Annotated in this window: 18 protein-coding genes, 3 pseudogenes and 1 riboswitch; of the genes and pseudogenes, 5 read left to right on the forward strand and 16 right to left on the reverse strand. The window is 72.2% G+C overall.

What is annotated here, in order from left to right:
* Window positions 1-106: 106 nt before the first annotated feature.
* The 6 genes from E4N62_RS46335 to E4N62_RS46360 form a co-directional block, all read right to left on the reverse strand.
* Complete coding sequence (locus E4N62_RS46335) at window positions 107-1,123, reverse strand: hemolysin family protein (protein WP_230224430.1); 1,017 nt, start codon at window positions 1,121-1,123, stop codon at window positions 107-109.
* Window positions 1,120-2,457: a hemolysin family protein gene (locus tag E4N62_RS46340; protein WP_230224432.1), complete on the reverse strand. Its 1,338-nt coding sequence runs from the start codon at window positions 2,455-2,457 to the stop codon at window positions 1,120-1,122. Before E4N62_RS46340 ends, E4N62_RS46335 begins: the two co-directional genes overlap by 4 nt.
* A gap of 223 nt (window positions 2,458-2,680) precedes the next feature.
* Window positions 2,681-3,106 (reverse strand): GNAT family N-acetyltransferase, encoded by a 426-nt coding sequence (locus tag E4N62_RS46345; protein ID WP_230224433.1) that lies wholly within the window; start codon window positions 3,104-3,106, stop codon window positions 2,681-2,683.
* Window positions 3,107-3,477: 371 nt separating this feature from the next.
* Complete coding sequence (locus tag E4N62_RS46350) at window positions 3,478-4,359, reverse strand: LLM class F420-dependent oxidoreductase (protein WP_230224435.1); 882 nt, start codon at window positions 4,357-4,359, stop codon at window positions 3,478-3,480.
* Window positions 4,360-4,407: 48 nt separating this feature from the next.
* On the reverse strand, window positions 4,408-6,978 hold the full coding sequence (locus tag E4N62_RS46355) for an ABC transporter permease (RefSeq protein ID WP_230224437.1): 2,571 nt from the start codon (window positions 6,976-6,978) through the stop codon (window positions 4,408-4,410).
* A gap of 4 nt (window positions 6,979-6,982) precedes the next feature.
* On the reverse strand, window positions 6,983-7,816 hold the full coding sequence (locus E4N62_RS46360) for an ABC transporter ATP-binding protein (RefSeq protein ID WP_230224439.1): 834 nt from the start codon (window positions 7,814-7,816) through the stop codon (window positions 6,983-6,985).
* Between the two features lie 218 nt (window positions 7,817-8,034).
* Here E4N62_RS46360 and E4N62_RS46365 point away from each other — a divergent pair, with 218 nt between their 5' ends.
* The gene (locus E4N62_RS46365; protein WP_184896821.1) at window positions 8,035-8,274 is read left to right on the forward strand and encodes a toxin-antitoxin system HicB family antitoxin; all 240 of its coding nucleotides are present in this window, start codon (window positions 8,035-8,037) and stop codon (window positions 8,272-8,274) included.
* Between the two features lie 4 nt (window positions 8,275-8,278).
* Window positions 8,279-8,653, forward strand: coding sequence for a fic family toxin-antitoxin system, toxin component (locus tag E4N62_RS46370; protein WP_230224441.1), 375 nt, complete (start codon window positions 8,279-8,281; stop codon window positions 8,651-8,653).
* On the opposite strand, the gene E4N62_RS46375 is transcribed toward E4N62_RS46370, so the two are convergent.
* Complete coding sequence (locus E4N62_RS46375; RefSeq protein WP_230224443.1) at window positions 8,622-9,308, reverse strand: class I SAM-dependent methyltransferase; 687 nt, start codon at window positions 9,306-9,308, stop codon at window positions 8,622-8,624. The two genes, E4N62_RS46370 and E4N62_RS46375, sit on opposite strands and share 32 nt — an antisense overlap.
* 120 nt (window positions 9,309-9,428) lie before the next feature.
* Window positions 9,429-10,115: a triacylglycerol lipase gene (locus tag E4N62_RS46380; RefSeq protein WP_230224445.1), complete on the reverse strand. Its 687-nt coding sequence runs from the start codon at window positions 10,113-10,115 to the stop codon at window positions 9,429-9,431.
* Window positions 10,116-10,284: 169 nt separating this feature from the next.
* On the opposite strand from E4N62_RS46380, the pseudogene E4N62_RS46385 reads away from it, so the two are divergent.
* Window positions 10,285-12,432 (forward strand): annotated as a pseudogene (locus E4N62_RS46385) (LuxR C-terminal-related transcriptional regulator).
* A gap of 81 nt (window positions 12,433-12,513) precedes the next feature.
* Here E4N62_RS46385 and bioD read toward each other — a convergent pair.
* The 3 genes and pseudogenes from bioD to bioB form a co-directional block, all read right to left on the reverse strand.
* A pseudogene (bioD, locus tag E4N62_RS46390) lies at window positions 12,514-13,232 on the reverse strand (dethiobiotin synthase).
* Between the two features lie 14 nt (window positions 13,233-13,246).
* Window positions 13,247-14,554: an adenosylmethionine--8-amino-7-oxononanoate transaminase gene (locus E4N62_RS46395; protein WP_230224447.1), complete on the reverse strand. Its 1,308-nt coding sequence runs from the start codon at window positions 14,552-14,554 to the stop codon at window positions 13,247-13,249.
* Window positions 14,547-15,802 (reverse strand): annotated as a pseudogene (gene bioB / locus E4N62_RS46400) (biotin synthase BioB). Before bioB ends, E4N62_RS46395 begins: the two are co-directional and overlap by 8 nt.
* 195 nt (window positions 15,803-15,997) lie before the next feature.
* Here bioB and E4N62_RS46405 point away from each other — a divergent pair.
* Window positions 15,998-17,128 carry an 8-amino-7-oxononanoate synthase gene (locus E4N62_RS46405; RefSeq protein WP_230224449.1) on the forward strand — a complete coding sequence of 377 codons (1,131 nt, stop codon included), beginning with the start codon at window positions 15,998-16,000 and terminating at the stop codon, window positions 17,126-17,128.
* Window positions 17,129-17,185: 57 nt separating this feature from the next.
* On the opposite strand, the gene E4N62_RS46410 is transcribed toward E4N62_RS46405, so the two are convergent.
* Window positions 17,186-17,410 carry a DUF397 domain-containing protein gene (locus E4N62_RS46410; protein WP_230224451.1) on the reverse strand — a complete coding sequence of 75 codons (225 nt, stop codon included), beginning with the start codon at window positions 17,408-17,410 and terminating at the stop codon, window positions 17,186-17,188.
* 9 nt (window positions 17,411-17,419) lie between these two features.
* Entirely contained in the window at window positions 17,420-18,280 is an 861-nt protein-coding gene (locus E4N62_RS46415) for a helix-turn-helix transcriptional regulator (RefSeq protein ID WP_230224452.1), read from the reverse strand.
* Window positions 18,281-18,528: 248 nt separating this feature from the next.
* Here E4N62_RS46415 and E4N62_RS46420 point away from each other — a divergent pair, with 248 nt between their 5' ends.
* A complete protein-coding gene (locus E4N62_RS46420) occupies window positions 18,529-18,987 on the forward strand; it encodes an ATP-binding protein (RefSeq protein ID WP_230224453.1) in 459 nt (152 codons plus the stop codon).
* On the opposite strand, the gene E4N62_RS46425 is transcribed toward E4N62_RS46420, so the two are convergent.
* The 3 genes from E4N62_RS46425 to E4N62_RS46435 all read right to left on the reverse strand — a co-directional run bounded on the left by E4N62_RS46425 (window position 18,959) and on the right by E4N62_RS46435 (window position 21,025).
* Window positions 18,959-19,576: a DUF6328 family protein gene (locus E4N62_RS46425; RefSeq protein WP_230224454.1), complete on the reverse strand. Its 618-nt coding sequence runs from the start codon at window positions 19,574-19,576 to the stop codon at window positions 18,959-18,961. The two genes, E4N62_RS46420 and E4N62_RS46425, sit on opposite strands and share 29 nt — an antisense overlap.
* A 77-nt stretch (window positions 19,577-19,653) precedes the next feature.
* Complete coding sequence (locus E4N62_RS46430) at window positions 19,654-20,127, reverse strand: C40 family peptidase (RefSeq protein ID WP_184896845.1); 474 nt, start codon at window positions 20,125-20,127, stop codon at window positions 19,654-19,656.
* A gap of 3 nt (window positions 20,128-20,130) precedes the next feature.
* Window positions 20,131-20,342: riboswitch (cyclic di-AMP (ydaO/yuaA leader) on the reverse strand.
* 365 nt (window positions 20,343-20,707) lie between these two features.
* On the reverse strand, window positions 20,708-21,025 hold the full coding sequence (locus E4N62_RS46435) for a hypothetical protein (RefSeq protein ID WP_230224455.1): 318 nt from the start codon (window positions 21,023-21,025) through the stop codon (window positions 20,708-20,710).
* Window positions 21,026-21,028 lie beyond the last annotated feature (3 nt).

The raw sequence follows: 21,028 nt of genomic DNA on the forward strand, positions 1-21,028 counted from the left end.
GCACATACCCAGCGGTCGGTCACCCTGTTCGGCGGCCGGCGGCCGGACCGTCAGTCGGTCGGACGGTCCGACCGTCAGCCGGTCGGCGGGACGAGAGGAGCCCGACTCAGACGGCGGGCTGTCCGAACAGTTCCCTCAGGACGTCCTCCATGGTCACGATGCCCGCGAGTCGGCCGTCCTCGCCCAGCACGGCCGCCAGATGGGTCCGGCTGCGGCGCATCGCGGTGAGGACGTCGTCCAGCGGCGTGGTCTCCCGCACCCGGGCGATGGACCGCATGTCGCGGACGGAGAACGGCACGTCCCGAGGGGCCGCGTCGAGCGCGTCCTTCACATGGAGGTACCCCACGATCCGGCGCCCCTCGTCGACCACGGGGAAGCGGGAGAACCCGGATTCGGCCGACAGCCGCTCCAGCTCCTCGGGGGTGACGCCCATGCCCGCGTAGACGACCCGCTCCAGTGGGAGCACCACGTCCCGCACGGGCCTGCGGCCCAGTTCCAGGGCGTCGCGCAACCGCTCCTGCGCACGGTCGTCGATGAGGCCGGCCTCGCTGGAGTCCGCGACGAGACGGGCCAGCTCGGTGTCCGAGAAGGTCGCCGCGACCTCGTCCTTCGTCTCGATCCGCATCAGCTTCAGCAGCGTGTTCGCGAACGCGTTGACCGTGAAGATCACCGGGCGCAGCGCACGCGACAGCGTCACCAGCGGCGGACCGAGCAGCAGGGCGCTGCGCACCGGCTCCGCGAGGGCGATGTTCTTCGGCACCATCTCGCTGAGCAGCATGTGGAGATAGGTGGCGAGCGCCAGGGCGATCACGAACGAGATCACGTGGCCCGCGCCCTCCGGCACGCCCACCGCGTGGAACAGCGGCTCCAGCAGGTGCTCGATCGCGGGTTCCGCGACCACACCGAGCACCAGGGTGCACAGCGTGATGCCGAGCTGCGCGGCCGCCATCAGCGCGGACACGTGCTCCAGGCCCCACAGCACACTGCGGGCCCGACGGTCACCCCGTTCGGCGTGCGGTTCGATCTGGCTGCGGCGTACGGAGATCAGGGCGAACTCGGCGCCCACGAAGAAGGCGTTGACGACCAGCGTCGCGAAGCCGATCAGCAGCTGGACGGCGGTCATCGGGTCTCCTCCTCGTGCTCCTCGGCGGTCGCGACCGGCGCGTGCAGGAGCACTCGCGCGGCCCGGCGCCCTGCCGCGTCCACCACATCGAGCCGCCAGCCGACGACCTCCACGGTGTCCCCGACGGCCGGTATGCGGCCCAGCTCGGTGGCGACGAGACCCGCGAGCGTCTCGTACGGTCCCTCGGGCGCCCGCAGGCCGACGCGGGCGAGCTGGTCGGTGCGGGCCGAGCCGTCGGCGGAGTACAGCTCGCGGCCGTTCTCGTCGGTGCCGACGGCCGCCAGGTCGGGTGTCTCGTGCGGGTCGTGCTCGTCGCGGACCTCGCCGACGACCTCCTCGACGATGTCCTCCAGGGTCACGACACCGGCGGTCCCGCCGTACTCGTCGATGACGACGGCCATCGTGCGCTTGCCGGAGAGCCGGTCGAGGACCCGGTCGACGGTCAGCGACTCGGGGACGAACAGCGGCTCGCGCAGCAGTTCGGCGACAGAGGTGCGCAGCCGGCGCTCGGCGGGCACGGCCAGGACGTCCTTGATGTGCGCGGTGCCGATGACCGAGTCGAGGCTGCCGCGGTAGACGGGGAAGCGGGAAAGGCCGGTGGCCCGGGTCGCGTTCGCCACGTCCTCGCAGGTCGCCTGGGCGTCGAGGGCGATGACCTGCACGCGCGGGGTCATCACGTTCTCAGCGGTCAGGTCGGCCAGGTTGAGCGTGCGCACGAACAGCTCGGCGGTGTCCTCCTCCAGGGCGCCCTCCTTGGCCGAGTGCCGGGCGAGGGCCGCGAGCTCCTGGGGTCCGCGCGCGGAGGCCAGCTCCTCGGCGGGCTCGATGCCGAAGAGCCGTACGAGACGGTTGGCGGTGTTGTTGAGGTGGGTGATGAACGGCCGGAACGCGGCGCTGAACCAGCGCTGCGGGTTCGCCACCTTCTTCGCCACCGGCAGCGGCGCGGAGATCGCCCAGTTCTTGGGCACCAGCTCGCCGACGACCATCAGGACGACGGTCGACAGGGCCGTACCGATGACGAGGGCCGCGGAGCTCGACGCGGAGCCCGGCACGCCGACAGCCTCCAGCGGGCCCGCGATCAGCTTGGCGATGGACGGCTCGGCGAGCATGCCGACGACCAGGTTGGTGACGGTGATGCCGAGCTGGGCGCCGGAGAGCTGGAACGTCAGGTTCCGTACGGCCTTGAGGGCGCCCGCGGCGCCCCGTTCGCCGCGCTCCACGGCTCGTTCCAGCCGGCCCCGGTCGACCGTGGTCAGCGAGAACTCGGCGGCGACGAAGGCACCACAGATCAGCGAGAGCAGCACCGCCACCAGAAGGAGGAGCACTTCGGTCATCGGGTCACCTCCGTCCCATGGTCGGACAGGGGCGGAGGTATGCGCGACGTCGGGCACCGGGGCCGGTGACACCGCGGGCGCCGGTGCCGGTACGACGGCGGGCGCCGGTGCTGGTACTGGGAGGCTCGCCCATGGGCGGACGCTCACAACCTTTCCGTAGAGGTTGGCGGGCCCACCCATGGTAAAGGATCGGCAAAGGCATGTCGGTCCCCGTGGGAGGCGGTCAGTCCCCGAGCGGCTTCACCCATCGCCGCCACTTCTCCTCGGGTGCGTACCCGGCCGCTCGCCAGGCATGCTGGGCCGTCTCGTTGCGGACGAGCACCATCGCGTCCCCGCGCCGCCCGCCGAGCCGTAGGAACCGCTCCTCGGCGGCGGTGAGCAGCGCCGAACCGATGCCCCTGCGGCGGCGCCCGGGGTGCACCGCGAGCCGGTACAGATGGCATCGCCAGCCGTCGAAGCCGGCGATGACCGTGCCCACCAGCTCTCCGCCCAGCTCGGCGATGATCAGCGACTCGGGGTCGCGGGCCACCAGTCGCTCGACGCCGTCGCGGTCGTCACTGATGCTCGTGCCCTCGGCGGCCACCGTCCAGAAGGCGAGCACGGCGTCGAGGTCGTCGGGCGTCGCGGCCCGTATACGCAGGTCGGTCATGATCGGATCCCACCACGGAGGCCACGGGACGACCTGGAATTCCAGGATCCGGACGGGGCCGGACATGGGCCGCACGGGCGTGGGCCGGGGTTGGCCGGGGCGGAGCGGAGCCGGGCGGAAGCCCCACGGGAGTCGGTCGGGCTGTACGGAGCCGGCCGGCCGGGAGGCGATCTGGACGGGCCGGGGCAGGGGCCACCGGGCGCGCCGACCCGGAGCGGCCACCCGGCCTCGGTGCCGCCCGGCCTCGGGGTCGGCACGCCCGGCCTCGCGGCGGCCCGGCTCGGGGCCGGCATGGCTCGGGGACCCGCCCGGCTCGGGCCCACCCCGCTCGGGGCCCACCCCGCTCGGGGCCCGCTCGGGGACCGGTCGTCTCACCTGCCCCGCAGTGCCTCGACCACCTTCGCGAAGGCCTCCATGTTCGGCTCCAGGACGGTCAGGTACGAGAAGCCGTACCGCTCCCGCTGCGCCAGGACCTGGTCGACGATCTCCTCCAGCGTCCCCACCAGGACCAGCGGCAGCCGCAGGGCCTGCTCCTCGCTGAGGTTCGGCAGATGACCGAGCCACGGCCGCACGGCGGCGGCGCGATCGTCGGTCAGCTCGACGATCTGGATCAGCAGGTTGAGCTCGGCCGGTTCCTTGCGCCCGGCGGCGAACTCCTGGTACCGGCCGACCCGTTCGTCCAGCTCCTCGGCGGTCAGCGGTTCCAGCTTCCCGTCCCCGACCGCCCGCGCGCCGGTGAACGCCGCGATGTCCGCGTGTTCGGCGGTGGCGCGCAGCATCCGGTCACCGTTGGCGCCGATCAGCAGCGGCACCCGGGGCCGCTGCGCGGGGCGCGGCCGGTGGTCGTCGGAACCGAGGAGCCGGTCCACCTCCTCGACCGTGCGCAGCAGATGGTCCACCCGCTCGCCCGGCGATCCCCACGGCAGACCCGCCTTCTCGTGCTCGGCGGGCACGTATCCGGTGCCGAGCCCCAGCTCCAGCCGTCCGCCGGTCAGCGCGTCCGTGGTGGCGACCTCGCGGGCCAGCAGCGTCGGGTTCCAGAAGCCCGCGTTGAGTACGAAGGTGCCGAGCCGCGGCCGCTCGGTGGCCGCCGCCGCGGCCACCAGCGAGGGGAACGGGGTCGGCATGCCCAGATGGTCGGGGACCAGGATCACGTCGTAGCCGAGCTGTTCGGCGCGGCGGCACTTCGCGCGCCACTCCCCGGCCGACGTGGGGCTGAGCAGGCTGACTCCGAAGCGGAACGGGCGCGGCATGAACTCTCCTCACTGACAAGGGACTTGAGTTGGCGCACCGCGAGTACATCACTCGTGCGCGATGGCCGCCAACACGTTCATCCGGGACGCCCGCAGGGCCGGCAGCAGGGCCGCCACCACGCCCACGACCGCGGAGCCGATCACGACGGCGACGACCGTGCCCCACGGGATCGCCAGCGCCTTCATCCCCTGCAGTGCCAGCACCTGCTGCACACACACGCCCCAGACCAGCCCCAGCGCGAGCCCGAGGACGGCGCCGAACACGGCGATCACCACCGACTCCAGCCGGATCATCCGCCGCAGCTGCCGCCTGGCCAGCCCGATCGCGCGCAGCAGCCCGATCTCCCGGGTGCGCTCCACCACCGACAGGGCGAGGGTGTTGACCACGCCGAGCACGGCGATGACGATCGCGAGGCCCAGCAACGCGTAGACCAGATAGAGCAGTACGGCGATCTGGCCCCGCACCAGCTCCTTGTAGTCGGCCTGGTCGCGGACCTGCACCTGCGGATACGCCTGAAGCGTCCGCTCCAGGTTCGCGCGCAGCTCGTCGGCGTCCACGCCGGAACCCGTGTTCACGTACAGCGCCGAGTCCTGCCCGTCGGGCACCTGGGACTCGATGGTGCCCGTCCCGAAGAACAGCCCGCCCTGCATCCCGAAACCGTCGGCGGTGTCCTGGTCGGTGAGCGCGGCCACCTTCAGCTCGGCACTCTTCCCGGCGGGGAACCGCACCGGGATCGTGTCGCCGACGCTCACGTCGTGCTCCCGCGCGAACTCCACGTCCATGGCGATGGCACCGTCCGCGAGCGCGGCCGCGCTGTCACCCCGGGCGTAGGTGACGTTCGCGACCTCGTCGAGCCGCGCGTCGTAGGCCCCGGCGGTCGTCTCGATCCGTGTCCCGTCCGGCAGCCGGACCGCGACCGGGGTGAACCGCTGCCGTACGACGAGGCCGACGCCGTCGGTGGCGCGGACCTTGTCGGTGACCTCCTGCGGGAACGGCAGGAAGTTCTGGTTCTGGACGACGAAGTCGGCGCCCAGGGTCTTGTCGATCTCCTGGTCGAAGGACTTCGTCATCGACGCGCTCGCCACGGACATGCCGCCGACCAGCGCGATGCCCACCATCAACGCGGCGGCGGTGGCCCCGGTCCGGCGCGGGTTGCGCAGGGCGTTGCGCTGGCTCATCCGGCCCACGGAGCCGAACAACGCGGGGAACGCCCCGCCCAGGACACGGATCACCGGCCGCACGAGGAGCGGTCCCGCGATGACCGTCGCGATGAGCGTGAGGACCACACCGAGGCCGAGCAGGGAGGCCGCCGACCCCGTGTCGGACGACACCGCGCACCCGGCCAGCGCGGCGGCACCCGCCGCCCCGACGACCGCGCCGACCACCGCGCGGACCTTCAGGGGCCGCCCGGCCCCGGCGATCTCGGCGTCCGCGAGCGCCGCCATCGGCGACACGGCCGACGCCCGGCGCGCCGGCAGATAGGCCGCCACGAAGGTCACGCCGAGCCCCACGACGTAGGCCGCGACGGGCGTTCCCACGCCGATCACCATCTCGGTCGACTTCAGGTTCATCCCGAAGGCGCCCATGAGCGCGATCAGTCCGAAGGCCAGTGCGATGCCCACGGCGAGACCGAGCGTCGACCCGACCAGGCCGAGCAGGGCCGCCTCGGTCAGCACCGACCGTCGCACCTGCCGCCGGTCGGCACCCAGCGCGCGCAACAGGCCCAGCTCGCGGGTGCGTTGGGCGATCAGCATCGAGAAGGTGTTGACGATGAGGAACATCCCGACGAGCGTCGCGATGCCGGCGAAACCGAGCATCACGTACTTGATGACGTCGAGGAATCCGCCGAGCGAGGCGGCGGCCGACTCGGCCTGCTCGTCTGCCGTCTCGTACTCGTACGCCGTCGGCCCCAGCGCGTCGGCGATCCGCCGTTTGAGCACGTCGTCGCTCACCCCCGGCCCGGCGGTCACCGAGATGTCGGTGGCGGCGTCGGGGTCGCCCAGCAGCTCGGTCTGCGCGACCCGGGTGTCGAGGAAGACGAGCGCGGAGCCGGGGTTGGTGGTGGTGAAGGTGGCGATGCCGACGACCTCCACCTCGAAGGAGCCCGGCCGGGCGAGGACCCTCAGGGTGTCGCCGATCCGCACGTCCTTGTTCTTCGCGGTGTCCGCGTCCAGCAGCGCCTGGCCGGGGCCCTCCGGCGCGTGCCCGCTCGTCAGCTTCACCGGGCTGCGGTCGGTGGGGTGCCAGTCGGTGGCGATGGTCGGGGCGCCCGTCGTCGGTCCGACCGACTCGTTGTCGCTGTCGACGACCGTGACGTTCTCCACGGACACGTCGATGTAGGCGTCCGCGACGCCGTCGATGCCCGCGATCCGCTCGGCGAGCGAGGCGGGCACCGTCTCCTGCGCCCCGGTGGGCAGCTGGCCCTCCAGCCCGTCGTCCTTGGGGCCCACGGTCACATCGGCCGAGGTGGAGGCGAAGAGCCGGTCGAAGGTGCGGGTGACCGTGTCCGAGAAGATCAGGCTGCCCGCGACGAACGCCACGGACAGGATCACCGCGAGTGCCGAGAGCAGCAGCCGCCCCTTGTGCGCCAGGAAACTCCGCAGGGTCGCCTTGAGCACGGTCTCAGTCCTTGTCGGCGTCGATGGGCCCAGCGGTCCCGGTGGCCTCGGTGACCGGGGCCGCCCGGACGGTGTCGAAGCGCTTCATGCGCTCCAGGACCGCCTCGGCGGAGGGACGCTCCATGCGGTCCACGATCCGCCCGTCCGCGAGGAAGAGCACCAGGTCGGAGTGGGCGGCGGCACCCGGGTCGTGGGTGACCATGACGACCGTCTGCCCCAGCTGGTCCACCGCCTCGCGCAGGAAGCCGAGCACTTCGAGCCCGGCGCGGGAGTCGAGGTTTCCGGTGGGCTCGTCCGCGAAGATCAGCTCGGGCCGGGAGGCGAGCGCGCGGGCGCAGGCCACGCGCTGCTGCTGACCGCCGGAGAGCTGGGCGGGCCGGTGCTTCAGCCGGTCGCGCAGTCCGAGGGTGTCGATGACCTGGGCCAGCCACTTCTCGTCGGGCTTCTTGCCCGCGATGTCCATGGGCAGGGTGATGTTCTCGGCCGCGTTCAGTGTCGGGATCAGGTTGAAGGACTGGAACATGAAGCCGATCCGGTCCCGGCGCAGCCGGGTCAGGTCGCGATCCCTGAGTCCGGTGATCTCGGTGTCCCCGAGCCACACCTGTCCGGCGGAGACGGTGTCGAGTCCGGCCAGGCAGTGCATCAACGTGGACTTGCCCGAGCCCGAGGGGCCCATCACGGCGGTGAAGCGGCCGCGCGCGATGTCCACGTCGACCGCGTCGAGGGCGAGGACCGCCGTCTCGCCCGAACCGTACGCCTTCGTCAGGCCCCGGGCACGGGCGGCGATGCCGTCGGCTTCCGCGCGGCCGAGGGGGTGCTCAGCGGCAGCAGTGGACAAAACGGCCTCCAGGCTCGAACCAGTTCGAATTCCGGGCGTTCTCGGCCGAGCCTAGTGTGACTCAGGGCACAGCCGAAATCCCCCCGAGGGGCGAGGCCGTCTCCGTCGCAGGTCGGGTTTCCGTGATCAATGTAAGGGGCACCCATCGGGTGCCCTCGGGCCGGTTCCGGGCCAAGGCGCCCTTGCCTCCGCTAGCACTCCAGCGCTAGCGTCGAACCATGGCCAAGACCCAGCTGAACGTGCGGGTGGACGAGGACACGGCCCGAGCCGCCCGAGAGCGAGCCCTGGAGCGCGGGATGAGTGTGAACCGGTACATCGAGGAACTGGTCAGGCAGGACACCGGCGAGGCGGGTCACACCTTCGTCGAGTCCGCCGCCGACTTCATGAAGCAGTACGAGGCGGTCTTCGCCGAGGAGTTCGGCACCGAGCCCGAGAACGGGCGCGAGGGACGTCACTGATCCCTTGAGTCAGCTTCGCATCGACCTCGCCTGGCTCCTGATGGTCGCCGAACGCAAGACGCCCGGCGATCCCCAGGTCACCGACTGGGGCGCGCTCGTCGCGGCCGTCGCCCGGCACGAGGCCCAGATCTTCGACGTCGCCGTCTACGACACCCCGCACGCCCGCGCCGCCGCCCTGCTCCAACTCCTCCTGCACGTACCGGCGTTGGAACGCTCCAACGCGCTGTTCGCCTCCGCCGTCGCCTACGGCTACCTGGTGGCCAGCGGCGTCAAGGTCGTCACCTCCGCCGAGCAGGTGCGCGAACTGGCCAGACTCGTCAAGAGCGGCGAGGCCGGCCTGCACGACATCACGCGGGAGCTGCGCCAGTGGAGCCAGTGACGCCCGGCCGCCGCGCCCGGCCCAGCACGCAGTAGGAGCTGGGCAGCCGCGGCCCCTGCTCGGGCACCAGGAGCTCCCGTACCTCCCCGACCTCGAACCCGGCGGTTCGGAGCGCGTCGACCGGGTCACGGGAGACGTGGCAGCCGCCGAACAGCACCGGCCACACCGAGCCGTCCAGTGCCCGCTGGGCCGTCCGCATGGCCCGGCCACCGCCCCGGCCGTGCTCGAAGAACCGCAGCTCACCACCGGGACGCAACACCCGGCGGACCTCGCTCAGCGAGCGCCGTACGTCCCGCACACTGCACAGCACCAGGGACACGACGGCCGCGTCGAACGCCTCGCTCTTGACCGGCAGCGCCTCCGCCGCGCCCGGCACCACGTCCACCGGTACCTCGGCGCGCAGGGCGGCCTCCAGGGCCAACCGCCGCAGCGAGTGCTCGGGTTCGATCGCCACCACCTCGGAGACGGCGGCGGGGTAGCGGGCGAAGTTCAGGCCGTTGCCGGCCCCGATCTCGATGACGCGCCCCGACAGCCCGGCGAGCAACTCCTCGCGCAGCGGGCCGATCCTCGGCTCCGCCGACACGCTCAGTCTGGCGTAGAAACGGGCGAAGAGGGGGTGGTGCACGGCGTCCTTCGCGGCACGGGCGCGGACCATGGGAACCTCCCGAAGAGGGCGGCGGATACCGCGATTGTCCCCCGGGAAGCACGGGCTCACCCGTCGCACGGCCGTGGGGAACGACTGTGCGACGGGTGGGGTGGGGCGGCGGGTGCCGCGTCAGGCGATGAAGTTGCGGACCTGCTCGTACACGCCGTGGTCGTTGTTCATCTCGTTGTGCGAGACACAGCCGACCTCGACGTTCGTCGCACCGCTGAGGATCGCGGTGGTGTCCGGGGTGAGCGCGTCGTCGCAGTTCGACCAGTAGCTGGCGTAGGACACGCTGCCCGGCGTCTCGTCACCGGAGTTGAGCGCGGTCAGGAACGAGCTGCCGGTGTACATCTCGGCACACGACGTGTAGAGCCAGCGGCACCAACCGGCGACGGTCGTCCCGTGGTTCACACCGGCCGTGGAGACGAAGTCGTCCACGTACGAGGTCCCGCCGAGGTTCTTGAGGTAGTAGCGGGAGCTGAGCGCGCCCATGGAGTGCACCACCACGTCGACCTTCGCGGCGCCCGTCGTGGCGCGCACACTGTCGATCTTGGTCTTCAGCTGTGCCGCCGTGGTGGCGTTCGACTGGCCCCAGTCGTAGGACCAGGAGTACAGCTCCGAGGACGTGTAGCCGTCCGCCTTGAAGTATGCGATCCAGTCGTCCCAGCTGCTGGACGAACTGCTCAGTCCGTGTACGAAGACGACCGGGTTGTGGGTGGCGGCCTGGGCGGAGGACGCCGAGAAGGAGAGCGACACAAGGAGCGTGCTGGTCACGGTCGCGAGGGCCGTGGCGATACGGCGCATGCGGCGATGCATGGTGCCTCCTGAAACGGGTGGGGTTCGTCAGGAGTGTCAGCGGGGTCTACGCGCGCCGCATCGGCGAAATCGCCGGTCTTTACTGGCCGGTTAACCCGCAAGTAACGTGATGGGTGTGGTGACTCCGGTGAACCCCCCGCGACTTCCGCATCGCTCGCCACCGCCCCCCATGAACGCGTGGCCGAGTCCGGACGCAGCGTCGGCCGCCGTGCCCACGCTGTCCGAAGGCGTGCGCGTACGCCTGCTGCACGCCGCCCACGGCGACCCGCGGGCCGCCGCGGAACTCGCCGCGGCCCTCACCCCGCCAGCTCGCGGGCCTCGACCCGCTCCCCGCCGAGCCCCTCGCACTGGCCCCCACCCTCCTGCAGAGCCACCGGCGGGACGTGCGGGCCCTGCCCGACGACACCCGCTTCCTGCTGCTCCTCGCCGCCGCCGACCAGTACCCGGTGGCGACGCACGCGCGCGCGCCGTCACCGCCGCCCGCCTCGACACCCGGCCGCTCGACACGGCGGAGGCGGCCGGCCTCGCGCACACCACCGCCCAGGGCATCGTCTTCCGGGACGCCTGGACCCGGATCGCCGTGTACGAGTCCGCGTCCACGGCCGACCGGCGCGAGGCCCACCGCCTCCTCGCCGCCGTCCTCAGCGGCGAGGGCGAGCGACCCGGCCGGTCCTGGCACCGGGCCGCCGCCGCCCTCGGCCCCAGCCGTCGGCTCGCCGCCGAACTCCGTCTCGCGTCACGGGTGGCACGTGCCATCGGCGACCCGGCCCTCGCGTCCGCCCTCGCCGAACGCGCCGCCGGCCTCACCCCCGAACCCGCCGAACGCGCGCCCCTGCTCGCCCGGGCCGCCGCCGAGGCCTGGCAGTCCGGCGACGGCGACCGGGCCCGCCGTCTCGTCGCCGCCACCGACGACGACGCCCTCGCGGGACTGCTCGCCCTGCGCGCCGGCAACGCCGCCGAGGCGTTCGACGCCCTGCTCACCGCCACCGTCCGGCACGTCGGCGACCACACCTCGGACCACGCCTCCCATCTGCTGGCACGAGCCACCGAGGCCGCCATCTACACCGGGGACCTCCGCCGCTGCCGCGAGGCCGCCGCCGTCGCCGACGGGCTCGGCATCCTGCCGCCCAGCACCCTCGGCGCCCTCGCCGCCGCGTTCGAGGGACGCTACGACGACGCCCGCGACGTCCTCGAAGCCGCCGCCGGACGCTGCGGTCCCGGCGGCGACCCCACCCAGCTCATCCACTCCGGGATCGCCGCCCTCCTCCTCGGCGACCACACCCGCGCCTTCACCGCCACCGCCCGCGCCGCCGCCTCCGCGCGGGCCGGCGGCGAGACGGCGACCGTGCCGCAGGCCATGGAGTTCCGGGCCTACGCCGAGTTCTGGACCGGCCGCCCCAAGGCCGCCGAGGCCGCCGCCGTGGACGCCCTGCGCCAGGCGTACGCCACCGGGCAGGACAACGGGGCCTGCCATCTCCAGGCCGCCCTCGCGATGTTCGCCGCCATCACCGGCGACGAGCAGGTCTGCCGGGAGCGCGCCGAGTCCGCCCGCGGCCACGCCCTGGAACGCGGCCTCGGACTGCCCGCCGCGCTCGCGATGTTCGCCCTCGCCTTCCTAGACCTGAGCACCGGCCGCTACGCCGCCTCGGCCGCCCGGCTGCGCGCCCTCGCCGGGTTCGGCCCCGGGCACGGGCACCGGGCCATCCGGCACCTCGCCACCCCGCACTACGTCGAGGCCGCCGTCCGTACCGGCGACACCCGGGTGGCCGTCGCCGCGCACGCCGACTACGACCGCTGGGCCCGCACCGTCCGCAGCGCCGACGACCTCGCGCTCAGCGCCCGCTGCCGGGCCCTCCTCGCCACCGGCGAGGAGGCCGTCGAGCACTACCGCGCCGCCCTCGACCTGCATGCCTCCGGCACCCGCGACTTCGAACGCGCCCGTACGGAACTGCTGTTCGGCAGCGCCCTGCGGCGGCTCCGCAACCGCACCGAGGCCCGCGACCGGCTGCACAGCGCCCTGGAGGCCTTCGACCACTTCGGCTCCCCGCACTGCGCGTCCCAGGCCCGCGCGGAACTCCGCGCCCTGGGCGAGCGCGCCACCGCCGCACCCGCCGCCGAGGCCCTGGCGACCCGACTCACCGCCCAGCAGCTGATGATCGCGCGCATGGCGGCGGAGGGGGCGACCAACCGGGAGATCGCCTCGCGGCTGCTCCTGAGCCCGCGCACGATCGACCACCATCTGCGGGGGGTGTTCTCGCGGCTGGGCATCAGATCGAGGATCGAGCTGGTGAGGCTGCTGGGGGAGACGGAAAGCTGAGAGCGCCGGCGCGCCCCCTCAGGGGCGCGGGAACTAAGCGACCAGCCACGACGTACCCGCAGAAGACCCGCCACAGGACCCCTACGGCGCGGCCTCGCTGGCACTGAAGGACACCGCGTCCCACACCCCGCCCAACGCCGGCGCCAGCCAACCCCGGCCGCCGCCCGGAAGGCGGCCGGGGGCAACGCCCCGGCCCCCGCGGGCACCGCCCCCACCAGTGGCGCATCCGCGACCACCGGCAGATCAGCCAGATTGCACCGCGACGCCAGATCCGGGACCTCGGGCCAGCTGCCGATCACGACACCCGCCGACTCCACTTCCCGCGCGGCGAGTTCGCGTGCCGTCAGCTCGGTCGTGTTCAACGTACCCAGTCCGGCCGAGGCGACCAGCAGGACCGGCGCCCCCAGCAGCCGGGCCGTGTCCGCCAGCGTGCCGCCCGCCTCGTCGAACCGGACGAGGAGGCCGCCCGCGCCCTCCACCAGTACCAGGTCGTGGTCGACCGCCAGCTTCGCCGCCGCCTCGGCCACGTCCTCGGGGTGCACCGCGGGGAGCCCGGCGCGCCGGGCGGCGGTCGCCGGGGCCAACGGCTCGGGATAGCGGGCGAGTTCGCGTACCGTCACGGCGCCAGCGAGCCTGGCCACCTCGTCCGCGTCACCGCGCTCGTCCGGACGTACGCCGGTCTGCGCGGGCTTGAGGACGGCCACGGACCGGCCGGACGCCAGGGCCACCGCCGCGACGGCCGCCGTGGTGACCGTCTTGCCGACCTCCGTACCCGTCCCCGTGACCACCAGGACCGTCATGTCATCCCTTTCCGTCATCCCGCCGTCGCCGCCGCGCACACCGCGCGCGCGATCCGCGCCACGTCCTCGTCGCCGGTGACGTACGGCGGCATCGTGTAGACGAGATCCCGGAACGGCCGCAGCCACACGCCCTCGCGCACCGCTGCCGCCGTGGCGGCCGCCATGTCCACCGGGTGGTCGAGCTGGACGACCCCGATCGCGCCGAGGACACGGACGTCCCTCACCCCCGGCAGTTCACGCGCGGGCGCCAGCCCGTCCCGCAGCCCCGTCTCGATCCGGCTGACCTCCGCGAGCCAGTCCTGACCCAGCAGCAGCTCGATCGAGGCACAGGCGACGGCAGCCGCCAGCGGGTTGCCCATGAAGGTGGGCCCGTGGGCCAGCACCGGCACCTCGCCCCGCGAGATCCCGTCGGCCACCCGGGCTGTGCAAAGGGCCGCCGCCAGGGTCAGATAACCGCCGGTGAGCGCCTTGCCGACACACATCACATCCGGCGTCACCGCCGCGTGGTCGGCCGCGAACAGCGCTCCCGTACGCCCGAACCCGGTGGCGATCTCGTCGAACACCAGCAGCACGTCGTGCGCGTCGCACGCCTCGCGCAGCACCCGCAGATAGGCGGGGGAGTGGAAGCGCATCCCGCCCGCCCCCTGCACCACGGGCTCCACGATCACGGCCGCCAGCTCGCCGGCGTGCCGCTCGATCGCCGCGCGCAGCGACTGCGCGTACTCCTCGTCGAACTCGACCGGCGGCGGGTCCACGAACACCTGCCGGGGCAGGACGCCCTGCCAGAGCTCGTGCATCCCGCCCTCGGGGTCGCACACCGACATCGGCTGCCAGGTGTCGCCGTGGTAGCCGCCGCGCCAGGTCAGCAGCCGCCGCTTGTCGGGGTGGCCGAGCGAGCGCCAGTACTGCAGGCACATCTTGACCGCGACCTCGACGGACACCGACCCCGAGTCGGCGAGGAACACATGCTCCAGACCGTCGGGCGACAGGTCGACGAGGTGCTTCGCCAGCCGCACGGCGGGCTCATGGGTGAGCCCGCCGAACATGACGTGGCTCATCCGGCCGAGCTGCTCGCGCGCCGCCTCGTTCAGGACGGGGTGGTTGTAGCCGTGGATCGCCGACCACCACGACGACATGCCGTCGACCAGCTCGCCCGAACCGGCCGCGAGCTTCAGCCGGACCCCGCTCGCCGACTCCACGACGAGCGGTTCCTGCCGACCCGGCATGGGCCCGTACGGGTGCCACACATGCCGCCGGTCGAGCTCCAGCAGCTCCGGCACGCTCGGACCGGCCGTGCCGAGGGGGGCGGGCACCTCAGGCATTGGGCGCGAGATCGGTGCCGGCGCCCCGGCGGCGTACGGCCACCAGATCCGTACGAGCCTCGCCGACCGGGGTCGCGGCGGCCGGGGCCGGGGCCTGGGTGGCGGAACCGCACACCCCACCCCCGCGTGCGACCCGCAACCCGCGCCCGCGCCCTCCTCCGCGTGCGATCCACAGCCGCCCCCGGCGTGCGACCCGCACCCGGCGCTCTCCGCGGACCCGCAGCCCTCACCGGCGGCCGCGGTCGCCCGGTGCCGCGGCAGCGTCACCTGGTCGGTGCCCTCCACCTCGAACCCGGCGTCCGCGATCATCTCCAGGTCGGCCTTGCCCGCCTGGCCCTCACTCGTGAGGTAGTCGCCGAGGAAGATCGAGTTGGCCAGGTGCAGGGCGAGCGGCTGCATCGTGCGCAGATGGACCTCGCGGCCGCCCGCGATCCGCACCTCGATGTCCGGGCAGACGAACCGCACCATCGCCAGGATCCGCAGACAGCGCTGCGGGGTCAGGTTCCACTCCCTGGCCAGCGGGGTGCCCTCGAACGGGATCAGGAAGTTCACCGGCACGGAGTCCGGGTCCAGTTCGCGCAGCGAGAAGACCACGTCGACCAGGTCCTCGTCGCTCTCGCCCATGCCCGCGATCAGCCCCGAGCAGGCCGACAGACCGGCCGCGTGCGCCTTCTGGACCGTGTCCACCCGGTCGGCGTACGTGTGCGTCGTCGTGATCTCGCCGTACGTCGCCTCGGACGTGTTCAGGTTGTGGTTGTAGGCGTCGGCGCCCGCCTCCCGCAGACGTTCCGCCTGGCCGTCGGAGAGCAGACCGAGACAGGCGCACACCTCGACGCCCTCGTTGCCGTCCTTGATCGCCTTGATGGTGTCGGAGACCCGGCCCACGTCCCGGTCGGTCGGGCCGCGCCCGGACGCCACCAGGCAGACCCGCTTGGCGCCGCCCGCGAGCCCTGCCGCGGCTGCCTCGGAGGCCTCATGCGGCTTGAGCCAGGTGTACTTGAGGATGCCGGCGGTCGAGCCGAGCCGCTGCGAGCAGTAGGAACAGTCCTCGGGGCACAGGCCCGACTTGAGGTTGACCAGGTAGTTCAGTTTCACCCGGCGCCCGAACCAGTGCCGGCGCACCCTCCCGGCCGCGGCCACCACGTCCAACAGCTCGTCGTCGGAGGTGCCCAGAACGGCGAGCGCCTCGGCACGGCTCAGCGGCTCTCGCCGGAGCCCCTTGTCCACCAGCGTGTTCAGCAGGTCCATGAGAGCCGATCCTGTCCTACGGGACCGCTCCCGGCCAAGGAGGCTTCGGACAACAGAGTGGGATCGACGTGTGGGTATTGCCACATCGTGGGCGGCTGGTCCGGCCGTTAGTGTCTGTGCACTGCCTACAAAAGCCCCCGCCGAGCCGTCCACGACGGCCCGGTGCTGCGGGCCGCACATCAAACCGGAGGACCCATGGCGTTCGGCTGGATCGACGAGCAGGCCTCGGCGCGCCGCCGGGCCGGGCTGGTGCGCACCCTGCGTCCCCGCCCCGCCGACTCGCCGCTCCTCGATCTCGCGAGCAACGACTACCTGGGTCTGGCCCGGCACCCCGAGATCACCGAGGGCGCCGCCGAGGCCGCGCGCCGCTGGGGCGCCGGCGCCACCGGCTCCCGGCTCGTCACCGGCACCACCGAGCTGCACGGCGAGCTGGAGCGGGAACTCGCCGACTTCTGCGGTTTCGAGGCCGCCCTCGTCTTCTCCTCCGGCTACGCGGCCAACCTCGCCGCCGTCACCGCGCTCGCCCCGCACGGCTTCCTGATCGTCTCGGACGCGGGCAACCACGCCTCCCTCATCGACGGTTGCCGGCTGGCCCGGGGCACCACCCAGGTCGTGGCCCACGCCGACCCGGAGGCGGTCCGCAAGGCGCTCGCCACGGGCGGCGGGGCGCCTGCCGTCGCCGTCTCCGACACGGTGTTCTCCGTGGACGGCGACGCCGCCCCGCTGACCGGACTGGCCGCCGCCTGCCGTGAGTTCGGCGCCGGGCTCGTGGTGGACGACGCGCACGGCCTCGGTGTCCTCGGCGACGGCGGCCGGGGCGCGCCGTACGCGGTGGGGATCGCGGGCGCCCCCGACGTGGTCGTGACGGTCACGCTGTCGAAGTCGCTGGGCAGCCAGGGCGGAGCGGTGCTCGGGTCCGCGAAGGTCGTCGACCACCTGGTCAACGCGGCCCGGACGTTCATCTTCGACACGGGCCTCGCCCCCGCGGCGACCGGAGCGGCGCTCGCCGCGCTCCGGCTGCTGCGCCGTGAGCCGGAGCGCGCCGCACGGGCCCGCGAGGTGGCGCGGGAGCTGCACACACGGCTGACGGCGTCGGGCCATGAAGCGGTGCGGCCCGACGCCGCGGTGGTCTCCGTACGCGCGCCGTCGCCGGATCAGGCGGTGCGGTGGGCGGCGGACTGCCGGGCGGCGGGTCTCGCCGTCGGCTGTTTCCGTCCACCGTCCGTACCGGACGGCGTTTCGCGGCTGCGGCTGACCGCCCGTGCGGATCTCACGCGGGAACAGATCGACCGAGCCGTGGGGATCATCGGCGATACGCGGCCGTGAGTCGGCGTCAGGACCGAGCGTCGCCGTAAGCGGAAGTGCGAACGCCGTCGGTGGTGGTCACCGAAGCGTGGTGATGAATCCCTCCCAGGCGTCGGGGTCGAACAGCAGGGCGGGCCCCGCCGTGTTCTTCGAATCGCGTACGGCCACCAGTCCGGCCCAGCGGCCGGACGCGGGACGGGCCGTCTCCACGCAGTTGTTCATCCCCGTGCTGCGACTGCCGCGCAGCCATCGCACTCCGCGCAGTTCGGTACTGGTGGGTACGTTCCGAGGCAGTGCGGACATGGTGCCTCCTTACGCGCCGGCGGCTAGCCCGGCGATGTAATCCAACGAGTCCTCGGGCGAAAGGGCGTGGATCTGAAGGGCGTTGAAGGCCTCGACATACGCCTTGAGGTCTTCTTTCCGTTCGAGGTAGAGGCTACTCGTCAAGTGGTCGAGAACAACCACGTCCAGATCGGATGTGCTCCGAAATGAGAAAATTACGAAAGGGCCCGTGACGCCGATGTGCGCTCCGGCAGTGAACGGCAGCACCTGCAGTCGCACCTGAGGCAGTCGCGCCGCCTCGACCAGCCGGCCCAGCTGGCGGGCCATGATCTCGGGATCGCCGACCTCGCGTCGGAGAACGCCCTCGTCGAGCACGGCGCTCAGCTCCAGCGGCGGGTTCCCGCGCAGTACTTCCTGCCGCGCGAGCCGCACTTCCACGAGCGCGTCGAGTTTGTCGTCTTCCAGCCCCTCCACCGCGGCCCGGGTCACCGCCCGCGCGTACTCGGGAATCTGCAGCAGGCCGGGCACCACCGAGGTCTCCAGCGTCCGCATCCCCCCGGCCTGCGACTCCAGGCTGATGAAGTCCCGGTACGTCGGCGGTAGTACGCCCCGGTACGCGTGCCACCAGTTGTGCCGCCCGCCGCCGTCCTCGGAGCCCGCCAGCGCCAGGAGCAGCTCCCGTAATTCGGCGTCGCAGACCCCGTACGCGTCCAGTAGCTTGCGGACGTCCGCGGGCTTCACCCCGCTCGCGCCCGTCTCGATCCGGCTCACCTTGGACTGGTGCCAGCCCACGCGGTGGGCCGCCTCGATGCTGGTGAGCGCGGAACGGGTGCGCAGGACACGCAACTCGGCACCGAGCCTGCGGCGGCGCACCGCCGGACCGTACTGCATGGGATTCTCCTTCCGCCCGGCGCGCGAAGTCGGGGTGACGACAAAGGATGGACGAAACCCCCACCGAAATACGGTCGGCCGTCGGATAGTTCACCGCTTCGAGCGACAGATATATGCATATCTTGGTGGATCGCCACCCGAGACAGCCCAGGTAGTGGCAGTCTGGCGCGAAGCACCAGTCCGGGACCGTAGTCGAACCATCCGCTCCCTGTCGGACATCCGGTCCCGTGGGAAAGGGACGCCTCGCCATGGCAGATCACCTGGAAGCATCCGTCACTCTGCCGAGCGATCCCGCCTCGGTGTCCACGGCCCGGAACTACGTCGCCGGCGTGCTCGCCGAATGGGGTCTGCCGGGCGACACCGACATCGCGGACACCGTGCGCCTGATCGTGTCCGAGCTCGCCACCAACGCCGTCCAGCACACCCTCGGTCAGTCGCCCACCTTCACCGTGGACATCGCCCTCGACCGGGACGAGCAGCTGTGCATCGGCGTCACCGACAGCCATCCACGCTTTCCGAAACGGCTGCCGGCCGCCGTCCAGCAGGACAACGGCCGGGGCATGGTCATCATCCGCTGGCTGACCGCCGAGTGCGGGGGCAGGCTCAGCGTCAGACCCACCCGGGAGGGCGGCAAGACGGTGGCGATCGAACTGCCCTGGACGGTCCCGGCGCAGCCGGTCAGCGCAGGCGGTCCGCAGGAGACGTGACGGCGTCCCGGTCCGTTTCCGGGCTCGTGCCCGTATCCGTGCTGGTGCCCGGGCCCTGAGGTGTCGTCGACGGCGGCGCGGGTGCGCGCGTGGTCGGAGTCGAGCCGTAGCGGTCCGAGACACGGCCCACCAGCCTCGGGAGGACGGCCCACAGGCTCAGGCACACGAGGAAGGTGCCGGCCCCGGCGGTGATCCCGGCCTTCCGGCCGAGCGTCACGTCCACGACGAGCAGGACCGATCCGGTGAAGGCCGGCATCAGCACGATCAGGCCCGCGGTGGCCAGCCTCGACGAGACCTGGACGATGACGGGCTTGGCGTTCTGCTGGAAGAGTGAGCGGTGCAGGGCGGCCGGGGCGGTGAAGAGCGTCGCCGCGAGGACCGAGAGCAGCAGGGTGATGACGTACGTGGCGCGCTGGACGGAGTCCAGGTCCGGAAAGCGCGGGGTGAAGGCCAACGTCAGCAGGAACGCGAAGAGGATCTGCACCCCGGTCTGGGTGACGCGCAACTCCTGCAGCAGCTCGGAGAAATTGCGGTCGGCGCGTTCGAGCGGGGTCTCGTTGCGTGCGGGGCGGGTGCGTTCGTCGGCCATGGTCGAACGGGTATCCAAAACCGCCGGTCGCACGCCCGTCCGGGGCGGCAGAGCTCTCCGCCGCCCCGGACGGTGGGTCAGCGGACCCGGCCGTACCAGACGTTCTTCGTCCACAGCTTCTGCAGCCGGACGACGTCACCCGTCTTCGGCGAGTGCCAGATCTTTCCCTTCCCCGCGTAGATACCGACGTGGTAGACGTTCGAGCCCGAGTGGAAGAAGACGAGGTCTCCGAGCTTGCGGCTGCTCGCGGAGATGTGCTTCGTCTTGTTGTACTGCTGCTGAGCAGTACGGGGCAGCTTCTTGCCCGCCTTCTTGAACGAGTAGAGCGTCAGCCCTGAGCAGTCGAACCTGCTCGGGCCCGTGGCGCCGTACTTGTAAGGGGAGCCCTTCTTGGAAGCCGCGACCTTCAGTGCCTTCGACGCCACAGTGGCGGCCTCGGCGCCGGATGCGGCGCCCGGGACCACGATGCTGCCGCTGACAGCGGCGATGGTCAGAGCCGAGGCCGTGCCGGCCCGGGTCAACAGCGACGGGACACGATTCAGCGCAGTCATGCGCAACCCTTCGTCAGCCGCCTGTGAAGGATGACCTGTCGGATTCGGGCTGGCGAAGTTGCCCGGCCGCTGACGCGGCTTCACCCCAAGGGCTGCTCGGCCCGGTCATGGCGTGACCGTTCCGGCGACCCGTCGTGCTTGGGTCCTCCACTCCTGCCGATGCACTTCTGTCGACCGGTCATCCGGGTAGCGGCAGGACTCGGCGTCCACCCGGATCGCCCCGCCGCTGCGGCGGGGGCTTGTCGTCAGGAAGGGATCTTGGCGTACGGACGTCCGAAAATCCCAACGGAACCGTGGATTTGTGGTCTTACTCACCACTCGCCCGTTCGGGTGGACAGATCCTTTTCAGCTGTTGTGTCTCTGCGGTCGAGGAGGTCCGCACCAGCACCGGAATGGCATATTCCGGCCCGGTACCAGGCATGTTGCGCAACTTCACAGGTCCTCACGACGTATGGGCCGATGGGTCGATAGCGGTAGGCCGTCCGGACGGCGCGAAACCTGGACCGGACGCTCCGTCAGGAGTACGGCGAGCGCTCAGGGATCGGTTCAGCCGCGTCACCAACCTCTCGGGTCAGCACACCTAGGCGGGTGAGTCCTCCGGCTCCGGCGGCAGCGTCACCCGCCCCGCCCGCCGCTCGCCGTCCAGGACCCGCAGGGCTCGCGCGAGCGTCGGGGCGTGCACCTCGTGCTCTCCACGCCTGTGCATCAGTTCGAGCGCGTCGCGCAGGGCGGTCGCTTTGGAGACGAGAGCCTGCGCCGCGCGCAACCCGCGGTAGGTGTCGCCCGGTCGGGCCGGATTGATCCGGCCGAGCAGATCGACCGCATCCAGGTAACGGTCGATCAGCTCGGCCTCGGCGCGCGTGAGCGCGGGCAACGGCGGCAGTTCCGGCGGGAGCATCTC

Source organism: Streptomyces sp. MNU76 (assembly GCF_020982545.1).
Taxonomy (GTDB): Bacteria; Actinomycetota; Actinomycetes; order Streptomycetales; family Streptomycetaceae; genus Streptomyces.